At 76.5% G+C, this 14,112-nt stretch carries 4 protein-coding genes and 1 pseudogene; all 5 read left to right on the top strand.

What is annotated here, in order from left to right; all coding sequences use genetic code 11:
* Positions 1–3: 3 nt before the first annotated feature.
* Positions 4–4,740 (top strand): annotated as a pseudogene (locus OG295_RS41125) (SDR family NAD(P)-dependent oxidoreductase); the annotation flags it as partial.
* Between the two features lie 49 nt (positions 4,741–4,789).
* Positions 4,790–10,273: a type I polyketide synthase gene (locus tag OG295_RS41120; protein WP_331733480.1), complete on the top strand. Its 5,484-nt coding sequence runs from the start codon at positions 4,790–4,792 to the stop codon at positions 10,271–10,273.
* On the top strand, positions 10,270–11,544 hold the full coding sequence (locus OG295_RS41115) for a hypothetical protein (protein WP_331733477.1): 1,275 nt from the start codon (positions 10,270–10,272) through the stop codon (positions 11,542–11,544). Before OG295_RS41120 ends, OG295_RS41115 begins: the two co-directional genes overlap by 4 nt.
* Complete coding sequence (locus OG295_RS41110) at positions 11,532–12,854, top strand: activator-dependent family glycosyltransferase (RefSeq protein WP_331733473.1); 1,323 nt, start codon at positions 11,532–11,534, stop codon at positions 12,852–12,854. The genes OG295_RS41115 and OG295_RS41110 overlap by 13 nt, the downstream gene beginning before the upstream one ends.
* Positions 12,851–13,603 (top strand): class I SAM-dependent methyltransferase, encoded by a 753-nt coding sequence (locus tag OG295_RS41105; protein ID WP_331733470.1) that lies wholly within the window; start codon positions 12,851–12,853, stop codon positions 13,601–13,603. Before OG295_RS41110 ends, OG295_RS41105 begins: the two co-directional genes overlap by 4 nt.
* The last annotated feature ends 509 nt before the right edge of the window (positions 13,604–14,112 follow it).

Genomic DNA, 14,112 nt, shown 5'->3' with positions numbered 1-14,112 from the left:
ATGGCGAACGAAGACAAGCTCCGCGAATACCTGAAGCGGGCCACGACCGAACTGCACCGCACCAGCGAACGCCTCAAGGACCTGGAGTCCCGGGCCCACGAGCCGATCGCGATCGTAGGCATGGCCTGCCGCTTCCCCGGCGGCGCCGACAGCCCCGAGGCCCTGTGGAAGCTGGTCTCCTCCGGCACCGACGCGGTCTCCCCCTTCCCGGGGGACCGCGGCTGGGACGTCGAGGGCCTCTACGACCCCGACCCCGACGCGGCCGGTCGCTCCTACTGTCGCGAAGGCGGCTTCCTGGACGCGGCGGGCGCCTTCGACCCCGCCTTCTTCGGCATCTCCCCGCGCGAGGCGGTGGCCATGGATCCCCAGCAGCGGCTGCTGCTGGAAACCTCCTGGGAGGCCCTCGAACGGGCCGGAGTCGACCCCCGGTCCCTGCACGGCAGCCGCACCGGCGTGTTCGTCGGTGCCTGGGACGGCGGCTACACCTCCGGCGTCCACGCGCCGTCCGCCCAGCTCGAAGGCGACCTGCTCACCGGCAGCGTCGTCAGCTTCACCTCCGGCCGCATCGCCTACACCCTCGGCCTGGAAGGCCCCGCGGTGACCGTCGACACGGCTTGCTCGTCCTCCCTGGTCGCCCTGCACCAGGCCGCCCAGTCCCTGCGCCGCGGCGAGTGCGACCTCGCCCTGGCCGGCGGCGTCACCGTCATGTCGACACCCGCCGTCTTCGTCCAGTTCTCCCGCCAGCGCGGTGTGGCCACCGACGGCCGCTGCAAGGCCTTCGCGGACTCCGCGGACGGCTTCGGCCCCGGGGAGGGCGCCGGGATCCTGCTCGTCGAACGGCTCTCCGACGCCGTGCGCAAGGGACACCGCGTCCTGGCCGTCCTGCGCGGCTCCGCCGTCAACCAGGACGGCGCCAGCAACGGCCTCACCGCGCCCAGCGGCGCCGCACAGCAGCGCGTCATCCGCCAGGCCCTCGCCGACGCCCAGGTCACCGCCGCCGACGTCGACGCGGTCGAGGCCCACGGCACCGGCACGAAGCTGGGCGACCCGATCGAGGTCCAGGCCCTCATGGACACCTACGGCAGTGCCCGAAGCGTCGAACAGCCTTTGTGGTTGGGGTCGTTGAAGTCGAACATCGGGCATGCGCAGGCGGCTGCGGGTGTGGGTGGTGTCATCAAGATGGTGATGGCGCTGGAGCACGGGCGGCTTCCGAGGACGTTGCATGTGGGTGTGCCGTCTTCGGAGGTGGACTGGGAGGCGGGTGCGGTCGAGCTGCTGGCCGAGGAGCGTGTGTGGCCTGAGGTGGGTCGGGTGCGGCGTGCGGGGGTGTCGTCCTTCGGTGTGAGCGGGACGAACGCGCACGTGATCCTGGAGCAGGCCCCGCTGACGGAGCCCGCCGCGGAAGCGGACTCCCGGGAGCTGCCGGTGGTCCCCGTGGTGGTGTCCGCCAGGTCGGCGGCGGGCCTGCGTGACCAGGTGGAACGCCTGCGCACCCACATGGAACGGGAGCCCGCACCGCGTCCGCTGGACGTGGCGTGGAGCCTGGCCACGGGCCGTTCGATGCTGGAACACCGCCGGGTGGTCCTCGGCGGTACGACCGTCGAGGGTGTGGCGGGGTCGTTCGGTCGTCGGGTGCTGGTGTTTCCGGGTCAGGGGACGCAGTGGGTGGGGATGGGTGCGGAGCTGCTCGACTCTTCCCCGGTGTTCGCGGGGCGGTTGCGGGAGTGTGCTGATGCTCTGGCGCCGTTCGTGGATTTCGATGTGGTGGAGGTGTTGCGGGAGGGGCGTTCGCTGGAGCGGGTGGATGTGGTCCAGCCCGTGACGTGGGCGGTGATGGTTTCGCTCGCCGAGGTGTGGCGTTCGCTGGGTGTGGTGCCGGATGCGGTGGTCGGGCATTCGCAGGGTGAGATCGCAGCTGCTGTCGTGTCGGGGGCGTTGTCCCTTGCGGATGCGGCGCGGGTGGTTGCGTTGCGGGCTCAGGTGATCGGGCGTGAGTTGGCGGGTCTGGGGGGTATGGCGTCGATTCCGTTGCCGTTGGAGGTTGTTGAGGCGCGGCTTGGGGTGTGGGCGGGCCGGCTGGGTGTGGCTGCGGTGAACGGGCCGTCGAGCACGGTCGTCGCCGGGGATGCGGATGCGGTGGCCGCGTTCGTCGCGGAGGCGGTGGAGGAGGGGATCCGGGCCCGTCAGGTGCCCGTCGACTACGCCTCGCACTCTGCGCATGTGGAGCGGATCGAGGCCGAGCTGCTGGATGTTCTCGGCCCGATTGTGCCGCGCAGGGCGGAGATCCCGTTCTACTCGACCGTGACCGGCGGCCTCCTGACGGAGACCGTGCTCGATGCCGGGTACTGGTACCGCAACCTGCGCCATCCCGTCCGCTTCGAGGACACGGTGCGCAAGCTGATCGCCAAGGGATTCGGGACGTTCGTCGAGTCCAGTGCGCACCCCGTCCTCACCATGGGCGTCCAGGAGACGGCCGAGGCGGTCGGTGCCGAGGTGGTCACCACCGGTTCGCTCCGCCGTGACGAAGGCGGACTCCAGCGGTTCCTGACGTGTGCCGCCGAGCTCTTCGTGCGCGGCACCGACATCGACTGGGCGCAGCTCTTCGAGGGCACCGGCGCCCGCCGCGTCGACCTGCCCACCTACGCCTTCCAACAGCGGCACTACTGGCTGGAGCCCTCGATCCCGGCCGCGTCCCGGGCCCTGGAGGCGTCCGGCGTCGACGGGTGGCGGTACCGGGCCGGGTGGAAGAAGCTGCCGGGCCGTGAGCTTCCGGCCCGGCTGGACGGGACCTGGCTGCTGGTGGTCGCCGACGGGCTCGCGTCCGGTCTGGCCGACGAGGCGGAAGCGGCCCTCGTACGGCACGGCGCCCGCGTCGAGCGGTTCGTCCTCGACGCGGCGACCGCCACCCGCGCCGCCCTGGCCGCCGCTCTCGCCGGGCACACCGCCCCGGCCGGGATCCTCTCCCTCCTCGGTACGGGCGAACTCCCGCACCCCGAGGGGTCCGACGTGCCCCTGGCCGTGGCCGGTACCACCCTGCTCGCCCAGGCCGCCGTCGACGCGGGCCTCACGGCCGGGATCTGGGCCCTCACCCGGGGCGCCGTCGCCGTCTCCCCGGGCGAACTCCCGCACTCCGCCGGAGCCCAGCTCTGGGGCCTCGGGCGCGGGATCGCCCTGGAGCACCCCCGTCTGTGGGGCGGGCTCGTGGACCTGCCCGAGGCTCCCGACCGGCGCGCCTGGCAGCAGGTGGCCGCCGCCCTGACCGGTACCACCGGTGAGGACCAGATCGCCCTGCGGGCCTCCGGCACCTACGGGCGCCGGCTCGTCCCGGCGGACCGTACACCCGTACGCCGCACCTACGCTCCGCGCGGCACGGTCCTGGTGACCGGGGGGACCGGCGCGCTCGGGGCGCACGTCGCGCGCTGGCTCGCCGCGCAGGGCGCCGGGCATCTCGTCCTGACCAGCCGCCGGGGCGCCGGGGCCCCGGGCGCCGAGGACCTGGCCGCCGAACTGCGCGCCCTCGGCGCCGAGGTGACCCTCGCCGCCTGCGACGTCTCCGACCGGAGCGCGCTCGCCGCCCTCCTCGACGCCCACCCCCCGACGGCCGTCTTCCACACCGCCGGCGTCCCGCACTCCGAGACCTTCCTCGACACCGGCACCGGCTCCCTCGCGGCCGTGTACGGGGGCAAGGTCGCCGGGGCCCGCCACCTCGACGAACTCACCCGCTCCCACGGCCTGGAACTGGACGCGTTCGTGCTCTACGCCTCCGGGGCCGGCGTATGGGGCAGCGGAGGCCAGAGCGCCTACGGCGCCGCCAACGCGGCCCTGGACGCGCTCGCCGAGCGGCGCCGGGGGGAGGGCCTGACCGCGACCTCCGTGGCCTGGGGCCTGTGGGGCGGCGCAGGCATGGGTGAAGGCGCCGGGGAGGAGTTCCTCAGCAGCCGGGGGCTGCGCGCCATGGACCCCGCCGAGGCCGTCCGCGCCCTCGGTCGCGCCCTCGACCGCGACGACGTGTGCGTGGCCCTCGCCGACATGGACTGGCCGCTGTTCGCGAAGGGGTTCACCACCTTCCGGCCCAGCCCGCTCATCGGGGACCTGCCCGGCGTCCGCGAGGCCACGGCGGGCCCGGAGGCCGACGGGCCCGCCGACGACGGGCTGCCCGCGCTGCCGGTGCTGCTCGCCGCGGCCGACCCGGCCGAACGGTACGAGATCGTCCTGGACCGGGTGCGCGAGGCCGTCGCCGCCGTCCTCGGCCACGCGGGGCCCGAGGACGTCGACCCCGAAGGGGCCTTCAAGGACATCGGGTTCAGCTCCCTGACCGCGGGCGAGCTCGCCGTCCGCCTCAGCGGTGCCACGGGACGCAAACTGCCCCCGACCCTGGTCTTCGACCACCCCACGGCCTCCGCCGTCGCCGCCCACCTGGTGGACCTGCTGGCGCCGCGGGCCCCCGAGGGCGTGGCGGAGCCCGAGGAGGCGCGGATCAGGGCCGCGCTGGCGGCCGTACCGCTCGACGTGCTCCGCGGGGCCGGACTGCTCGACACCCTCCTCGCGCTGGCGCCCGGGGCGTCGGCAACGCCGGTACTCCAGCAGGGCTCGGGCGGCGTCGCCTTCGATCGGGTCGGCCACGGTCACGGTCACGGCGGTCATGGCGGGGGCGGCGCCGACGGCGAGGCCGTCGACCTGATCGACGCGCTCGACGAGGACGCCCTGATCGAGCTGGCCCTGCGGGACGCCGCCGCCTGACCCGGTGTCCCGCCCGTACCACCCGCCCCACCCAGAGAGGGATCCACCGATGGCCATGTCCTCCGAGAAGCTCATGGAGGCGCTCCGCACCTCGCTGAAGGAGACGGAGCGCCTGCGCCGGCGCAACCGGGAGCTGACCGAGGCCGCGCACGAGCCGGTCGCGGTGGTCGGCATGGCCTGCCGCTACCCCGGAGCCGACTCTCCGGAGGACCTCTGGGACCTGGTGGCCGCCGGGCGGGACGCCGTCACCCCCTTCCCGGCGGACCGGGGCTGGGACCTGGAGGGCCTCTACGACCCGGACCCGGACGCGGAGGGCACCACCTACTGCGCCGAGGGCGGGTTCCTCGCGGGCGCCGCCGACTTCGACGCCTCCTTCTTCGGCATCTCGCCCCGCGAGGCCGTCGTGATGGACCCGCAGCAGCGGCTCCTGCTGGAGGTGTCCTGGGAGGCGCTGGAGCGCTCCGGCCTGGACCCGCGCTCCCTGCGCGGCACGGGCACCGGCGTGTACGTCGGTGCCGCCCACGCCGAGTACGCCACCGACCTGGACCGGGTGCCCGAGGGATCGGAGGGCTACCTCCTCACGGGCAGCGCGGACGCCGTGCTGTCCGGGCGGATCTCCTACGCCCTCGGTCTCGAAGGCCCCTCCATGACCGTCGAGACGGCCTGCTCCTCCTCGCTGGTCGCCCTGCACCTCGCCGTGGCGGCGCTGCGGCGCGGCGAGAGCGGACTGGCGCTGGCCGCGGGCGTCGCCGTCATGCCCGACGCGGCGGCCTTCGTGGAGTTCTCGCGGCAGAAGGGTCTGGCCGCCGACGGCCGGTGCAAGGCCTTCTCGGCGGACGCGGACGGGACCGGCTGGGCCGAGGGCGTCGGCGTCCTCGTCCTGGAACGGCTCTCCGACGCCGAACGCAACGGGCACCCCGTCCTCGCCGTCATCCGCGGCTCCGCCGTCAACCAGGACGGCGCCAGCAACGGCCTCACCGCCCCCAACGGCCCCTCCCAGCAGCGCGTCATCCGCCAGGCCCTCGCCGACGCCGGCCTGGAGCCGCACGAGGTGGACGCCGTCGAGGCGCACGGCACCGGCACCCGCCTCGGCGACCCCATCGAGGCCCAGGCGCTGCTCGCCGTCTACGGGACCGGCCGTCCCGACGGCCGGCCGCTGCGGCTCGGCTCGCTGAAGTCGAACATCGGCCACGCCCAGGCCGCCGCCGGGGTGGGCGGGGTCATCAAGACCGTCCAGGCGCTGCGGCACGGACTGCTGCCCAAGACCCTGCACGCCGCGACGCCCACCCCGCACGTCGACTGGTCGGCCGGCGGGGTCCGGCTGCTGACCGAGCCCGTCCAGTGGCCCGCCGGTACCCGGACGCGCCGGGCGGGGATCTCCGCCTTCGGCGTCGGCGGCACCAACGCCCACGTGATCGTCGAGGAGGCACCCCGCAGCGCACCCCCGGCGGCCGTTCCCACCGGAGCCCCCGACCGTGCGCCGGCCGCCGCCGCCGCGCCGCCGCTCGTCCCGTGGTTCGTCTCCGGGCGCTCCGAAGCCGCCCTGCGCGCCCAGGCCGGCCGGCTGCGCGACCACCTCGTCACCGCCGAACCCGACGCCCTCGGCATCGGCCACGCACTGGCCGCCACCCGTACCGCCTTCGAACACCGGGCCGTCGTCCTCGGGACCACGTACGCGGAACTCGCCCGGGGCCTCGACGCCCTCGCCGACGGCGTGCCCTCCCCCTCCGTGGTGACGGGCGTGCGGCGCAGAGAGGCGAAGACCGCCTTCCTCTTCACCGGACAGGGCAGCCAGCGCACCGGCATGGCCCACGCCCTGCGCGCCGCGCACCCCGTGTTCGCCCGCGCCGTCGACGCCGTGGCCGAGCGGCTCGACCCGCACCTGGACCACCCCCTGTCCACGGTCCTCGACGCCGCCCCCGGCAGCCCCGAGGAGGAACTGCTCCACCGCACCCGGTACGCGCAGGCCGCGCTGTTCGCCGTCGAGGTGGCCCTGTTCCGGCTGCTCGAACACTGGGGCATGCGGCCCGACGTCCTCCTCGGCCACTCCGTCGGCGAGATCGCCGCCGCCCACGTCGCCGGGGTCCTCGACCTCGACGACGCCTGCGCCCTCGTCGCGGCCCGCGGCCGGCTGATGCAGGCCCTGCCCGCCGGAGGCGCCATGCTCTCCGTACGGGCCACCGAGGACGAGGTGGACGAACTGCTCGCCGGCCTCGGCGGTGTCGCGGTCGTCGCCGCCGTCAACGGGCCCCGCTCCGTGGTCGTCTCCGGCACCGGGGAAGCAGTCGAGGAGGTCGGGGCGGCGCTCGCCCGGCGCGGCAGGAAGACCAAGCGGCTCACCGTCAGCCACGCCTTCCACTCCCCGCTCATGGACCCCATGCTGGAGGAGTTCCGCACCCTCGCGGACGGCCTCACCTACCGCGCCCCCCGCATCCCCGTGATCTCCAACGTCACCGGCCGGCGCGCCACCGGCGGGGAACTGCGCGACGGCTCGTACTGGGCCGGCCACGTCCGCGCGGCCGTACGCTTCGCCGACGGGGTGCGCGCCGCGCACGCGATGGGCGTCACCACCTTCGTCGAACTCGGCCCCGACGGCGTGCTGTGCGCGATGGCGGAGGAGACCCTCGCCGCGGTCCCGGCCGGCGCGCCCGGGGACGAGCCCGTCCTGGTCCCCGTGCTGCGCCGCGGCCGCCCCGAGGGCGAGACCCTGGTGCGCGCCGTGGCCGTCGCCGCGAGCCGGGGCGCCGCCGTCGACCGGGCCCGCCTCTTCGAGGGGACCCGCGCCCGGCCCTTCCCCCTGCCGGTGTACGCCTGGCAGCACCGGCGGTTCTGGATCGCCCCCGGCCCCCGGGGCCGGGGCCGGGGCCCGGCGGCGGCGGGCGGCACCCGGCGCCACCAGGTCACCTGGCAGCCGCTGCCCGCCCCGCACCCGGGCCCCGAGCCCCTCACCGGCACCTGGCTGCTCGTCGAACCCGCGCCGGGCGACTCCGCCGCGGCGGCCCCCTTCGCCGCCGCCGCCGTACGGGCCCTGACCGCGCGCGGGGCCGTCGTACGCCGGCTGGCCGTCGACGCCGACCGGACCGACCGGGCCGCCCTGGCCGAGGCCCTGCGGACCGCCGCGGCCGACCCGGCCGCACCCGTCGCGGGCGTCCTCTCCCTGCTGGCGGCCGACGAACGGGAGCGGGCCGCCACCGGCGCCGTCCCGGCCGGGATCCGGGCGAACCTGGCCCTCGTCCAGGCCCTGGCGGACACGTCCCCGACCACCCGCCTGTGGTGCGCGACCCGGTCGGCCGTCGCCCTCACCCCCGGCGAGCGCCCCCGCCAGGCGGCCGCCCAGCTGTGGGGGCTCGGCCGGGTCGCGGCCCTCGAACTCCCCGCCCTGTGGGGCGGCCTGGCCGACCTGCCCGAGCACGCCGACGACGCGGACTGGCGGATCCTCGCCGCGGCCCTCGGCGGCCCCGAGGACCAGATCGCCGTCCGCGACGGCCGCGCGTACGGTCGCCGCCTGACGTCGGCCCCCGCGCCCCGCGCGCAGCGCCCGTACCGTCCCTCCGGCACCGTCCTGGTCACCGGCGGCACCGGTGCCCTGGGCGGTCACCTCGCCCGCCGGCTCGCCGCCGAGGGCGCCGCGCACCTGCTGCTCGTGGGCCGGCGCGGCCGCCGCGCCCCCGGGGCCGACGTCCTCGAGGCCGAACTCCTCGCCCTCGGCGCCAAGGTGACCTTCGCCGCCTGCGACCTCGCCGACCGGGCCGCGCTCGCGGACCTCCTCGACGGGGTGCCCGCCGACGCCCCGCTCACCGCCGTCTTCCACGCGGCGGGCGTCCCCCAGGTCAGCCCCCTGACGGAGGCCGGCCCGGCGACCTTCGCCGACGTCTACGCGGGCAAACTGGACGGGGCCCGCCACCTGGACGAACTCACGCGCACCCACGCCCTCGACGCGTTCGTCCTGTACTCCTCGGGCGCGGGCGTCTGGGGCAGCGCCGGCCAGTGCGCCTACGCCGCCGCCAACGCCGGACTCGACGCCCTCGCCCTGCGCCGCCACGCCGAGGGCCTGCCCGCCACCTCCGTCGCCTGGGGCCTGTGGGGCGGCGGCGGCATGGGCGACGGCGAGGGCGCCGCCTACCTGACGCGGCGCGGCGTACGGCCCATGGACCCGCAGGACGCGCTGACCGCGCTGTTCCGTGAGATCGCCGCCGGCGAGGCCACCGCCACGGTCACCGACACCGACTGGGAGCGCTTCGCCGACGGCTTCACCGCGTACCGGCCCAGCCCCCTGCTGGCTCCGCTGATCCCCGCCGCACCCGGCGGCGTACCGGCCGCACCCGCCGCTGACCCGGCGCCCGGCGCACCCGCCCCCCGGGACCCGCGCCGGGAGCTCGCCGGGCTGCCCCCGGCCGAGCGGCACACCGCCCTCCTCGGCCTGGTGAGGGCCGAGGCCGCCGCCGTCCTGGGACACGCGGACGCCGCCGAGGTCGAACCCGACGCCCGCTTCACGCTCATCGGCTTCGACTCGCTCGCCGTCACCCACCTGCGGCGCCGCCTGGCGGCCACCACCGGACTCGACCCGGCCCCCGAGGCCTTCTTCGACCACGACACCCCGGCCGCCCTCGCCCGCCACCTCCTGGAACTCCTCCAGGCAGACCCCGACGACCCGGCGGACGGCCCCGCCGCGCCGCCCCGGCCCGGCACGCTCTCCGCCCTGTACCGGGACGCGGTCCGCGACGGCCGGATCGCCGAAGCCGTCGAAGCGTTCGGCGCCGTCGCCGCCCTGCGCCCCGTCTTCACCCGTGAACGGCCCGCGCGCGTACGACCCGTACCCCTCGCGCAGGGCCCGGACGGCGCGGGTGACGGGCCGCTGCTCATCGGCGTCGCGGGCACCGCGGCCGTCTCCGGTCCCGCGGAGTTCGCCGCCCTCGCGGCGGCCCTGGCGAGCCGCCGCACCGTCGCCGCCCTCCCGCAGCCCGGATTCCGGCCCGGGGAGGAACTCCCCGACTCCCTGGACGCCCTGTGCGCGGCCCACGCCGAGGCCGTCGCCGGACTGGCGGCGGGCCGGCCGTTCGCGCTCGTCGGCCACTCCGCCGGAGCCAACGCCGCGCACGCGCTCGCCCGTCATCTGGAAGCCCGGGGCGACGGCCCCGCCGCCCTCGTGCTCGCCGACGTCTACACCCCCGGCGCGCCCGGCGCGATGGGCGTCTGGCGGGACGTCATGCTGCGCTGGGCCATGGACCGCAGCCCCGTACCGCCCGACGACACCCGGCTCACCGCCATGGGCGCCTACCACCGGCTGCTCCTCGGCTGGACGCCGCGACCCACCCGCGCCCCGGTCCTGCACCTGCGCGCCACGCTGCCCATGGCCGACTGGACCGACCCCGACGAGGACTGGCGGTCCGTCTGGGACACCGCCCACACCGTCACGGACGTCCCCGGCAACCACTTCACGATGATGACCGAGCACGCCCCGGCCACGGCCCGTGCCGTCGACGGCTGGCTGGACGCGCTGTTCGGCGGCAACCGACGACGAGGAGAGGCATGACCTCCGAGACGCTGAACGGGGGAGCGCCGGCCCGGGACACCGCCCGCCGCGCCCGCAGGAACCAACTCACCCGTGCCGCGCAGTGGTTCGCGGGCATCGAGGACGACCCCTACGGCCTCCTCCTGCGGGCCGGCGACGAGGACCCGTACCCGTACGAGGAGCGGGTCCGCGCCCTGGGCCCCCTGTACCACAGCACCCTCCTGGACACCTGGGTCACCGCCGACCCGGCCGTCGCGCGACAGGTCCTGGGCCACCCCGCCTTCGAGGGGCCCGGCCCGGCCGACGCCGCCGACGACCCGCTGCCCTACCGCAGCCCCGCCCTCACCCCGGACCGGGCGGACGCCGCGCGGCTGGGCGCCCTCACCGCCTTCGGCGGGCCCCTCCTGCGGGCCGGGGACCCGGCGTCCGTCGAGCGGCGGACCGACGCGTCGGCCCGGACGCTCCTCGCCGGACTCGGCCCGCGCTTCGACCTCGCCGAGGACTTCGCCCGGCCCCTCGTGGGACGGGTCCTCGCCGCGGAGCTCGGCCTGCCCGAAGCCGTCCACGGGGACTTCGTCCGCCACCTGTCCGGCTGCCGCCACGCCCTGGACGGCCTGCTGTGCCCGCAGACGCACACCGTCGCCGAGGCCGGCGAGGCCGCCGAACGCTCCCTGGCCGCCCTCCTCGCCGAGGCCTTGCCCGGTGCCGAGGCCGGTGCCGAGGCCGGTGCCGACGCCGACCGCGCCGACGCCGACCGCGCCGACGTCCTGCGTGCCGCGCTGGCCCTGGCCGTGGGCTGCGCCGAACCCACCGTGGTCCTGCTCTCCCACGCCGTCGGCCGGCTGCTCGACGAGCCGGGCGGCCGGCTCGGTCCGGCCGCCCGCCCCGACGGAGCCGCCGCCGCCATCGCCTCGACCCTGCGCGAGGCGCCGCCGGTGCGGCTGCGGACCCGTATCGCCCGCGAGGCCGTCACCCTCGCCGGGCACGAGCTGCCCGCCGGGGCCCACGTCACGGTCCTGGTCGCCGCCGTCGGCCGCGACCCGAGGGCCGCCGCCGACGGTCCGCCCCCCGGCCTCCCGGCCGACCCGTACCCCGGGCCCGGCGCCCACCTCGTCGGGGCCGTCGCCCGCGCCGCCCTGCGCGTCCTCGCCGAGACCCGTCCCGGGCTGCGCGCGGCCGGCGGGACGGTCGTCCGGCCGCGCTCGCCCGTACTGCGCGCCCCGGCCCTCCGGCCGGTCGCCGCCGACCCCGCCGACGGAACCGAGGAGGAGACGCTGCCGTGCGCGTCCTGATCACGTGCTTCGCGCACAACACGCACTACTACAACCTGGTCCCGCTGGCCTGGGCGCTGCGCGCCGCCGGACACGAGGTACGGGTCGCCAGCCAGCCCGCCCTCACCGAGGTGATCAACGGGTCGGGGCTGACGGCGGTCCCCGTCGGAGACCTCGACTCCATCGTCGAGCTGATGACCCGGATCGGCGGCGACCCCACCCCCTACCAGCAGGGCCTCGACTTCGCCGAGACCCGCGGCGGTCCGCTGGGCTGGGAGCACGCCCTCGGGCAGCAGACCATGATGACCGCCATGTCGTTCGCCCCGCTCAACGGCGACACGACCATCGACGACCTGGTCGCCTTCGCGCGGGCCTGGCAGCCCGACCTCGTCCTGTGGGAACCCTTCACCTACGCCGGGCCGATCGCCGCGCACGTCGTCGGCGCCGCCCACGCCCGCCTGCTGTGGGGGCCCGACGTCATCACCCACGCCCGACGGCAGTTCCTCGAACTGAGCGCCGGCCGGCCGGAGGAGCTCCGCGAGGACCCCATGGCCGAGTGGCTCACCTGGACCCTGGAACGGTTCGGCCCCGCCCCCGACGCCGCCGCCGTCGAGGAGCTCATCGGCGGGATGTGGACCATCGACCCGGCCCCCGGGGCCCTGCGCCTGCCGGTGCCAGGCGAGGTCCTGCCGGTCCGCTACGTCCCGTACAACGGGCCGTCGGTGATCCCCGGCTGGCTGCACGCCCCGCCGGCCCGGCCCCGGGTCTGCGTCACCCTCGGCGTATCGGCGCGCGAGACCTACGGCCGGGACGCCGTCCCCTTCGAGGAACTCCTGCACGCCCTCGGCGACATCGACGCCGAGATCGTCGCCACCCTCGACGCGAGCCAGCTCCAGGACCGCGACGCGCTGCCCGCCAACATCCGGGCCGTCGACTTCGTCCCCATGGACGCCCTGCTGCCCACCTGCTCCGCCGTCGTCCACCACGGCGGCGCCGGCACCGGCTACACCGCCACCCTGCACGGCGTGCCGCAGATCATCGTCGGCTCCCTGTGGGACGCCCCGCTGAAGGCCGAACTCCACGCCGAACAGGGCGCCGGCATCGACCTGCCCCCCGCCAAGCTGGACGCCGCCACCCTGCGCGAGGCCGTCGTACGGGCCCTCACGGACCCCTCCATCGCCGCGGCCGCCCGCCGGCTGCGCGAGGAGGTCCTCGCCGCGCCGTCACCCGCCGCGCTCGTCCCCACCCTGGAACGGCTCGCCGCCCGCCACCGGGCCGCCCGCTCCGCTTCCCCCACCGCTCCCCGCCCCGGCCAAGGAGACCCGACGTGACCACCGCCACCGCCACCGCCCGACCGGACGACGGCTACACGGGCGGCATCGCCCGCCTCTACGACCTCGTCCACCAGGGCAAGGGCAAGGACTACGCCCGCGAGGCCGCCGACCTCGCGGACCTGGTGACCTCCCGCGCGCCCGGCGCCCGCAGCCTGCTCGACGTGGCCTGCGGCACCGGACTGCACCTCGAACACCTGACGGCCGCCTTCGACACCGTCGAGGGCCTCGAACTCTCCCCCGACATGCGGGAGATCGCCGTCCGCCGCAACCCCGGCGTCCCCGTGCACCCCGGCGACATGCGCGACTTCGCGCTCGGCACCACCTACTCGGCCGTCACCTGCATGTTCAGCTCCATCGGCCACATGCGCGACCAGGCCGAACTCGACGCCGCGCTCTCCCGCTTCGCCGCCCACCTGGACCCCGCGGGCGGGGTGGTCGTCGTCGAACCCTGGTGGTTCCCCGAGACCTTCACCCCCGGCTACATCGGCGCGTCCGTGGTGGAGGCCGAGGGCAAGACCATCTCCCGGGTCTCGCACTCGCGCCTGGAGGACGACGCCACCCGCATCGACGTCCACTACCTCATCGCCGAACCGGGCCGCGACATCACCCACCTCAGCGAGAGCCACCGCATCACCCTCTTCACCCGCGCCGCCTACGAGCTGGCCTTCACCCGCGCCGGACTGACCGTGGAGTTCCAGGAGGGCGGCCCCTCCGGTCGCGGCCTCTTCACCGGCGTCCGGGCCTGATCCGTCCGGGTCCGATCCGGCCGTGCCCGGCCGCGCCGTGATCCAGGAGATCCCCCCCCCCGCCGGGCGCGGGCGCGGTCGACACCACGGCGGAGTTCCCGCCGGAACCGCTCTTCCCCGAGACACGGGCGGCGGTCCGCGGGGCCGTCGCCGCCCGTACGCGACCGTACGGGTCTGCGCGCACCGGGCGCCCACCCTCCTCGGCCGGCCCGCCGGGCCGCCGCTCACCGCGGTGGCCCGGCCCGCCGCCTGAGATCCGTCGGAGCCCCGGCCGAGGTCCGCTCGCGGCCCACCGGAACGCGACAGTCCGCCCGCGCCCCGTACGGCATCCGCGCGGAGCGGACGGCGGCCGCCCGTACCGGAAAACCGGGGCGCTCCCGGCGCGAACCGGTCAGCGTACGACCGGGGCGGGGCACGGGCCAAGGTGGCGCGGGCACCCGTCAAAGGCCCCGCCGGGGCCGCCGGAGGTGCTCCGGCCACCACCCGGCCGGGCGGCCGCGAAGGCCCGT

It is taken from the genome of Streptomyces sp. NBC_01276, from assembly GCF_041435355.1.
GTDB lineage: Bacteria > Actinomycetota > Actinomycetes > Streptomycetales > Streptomycetaceae > Streptomyces.
Note: the sequence above shows the minus strand (reverse complement) of the source record. Positions and strands in the feature narration are given on the sequence as shown.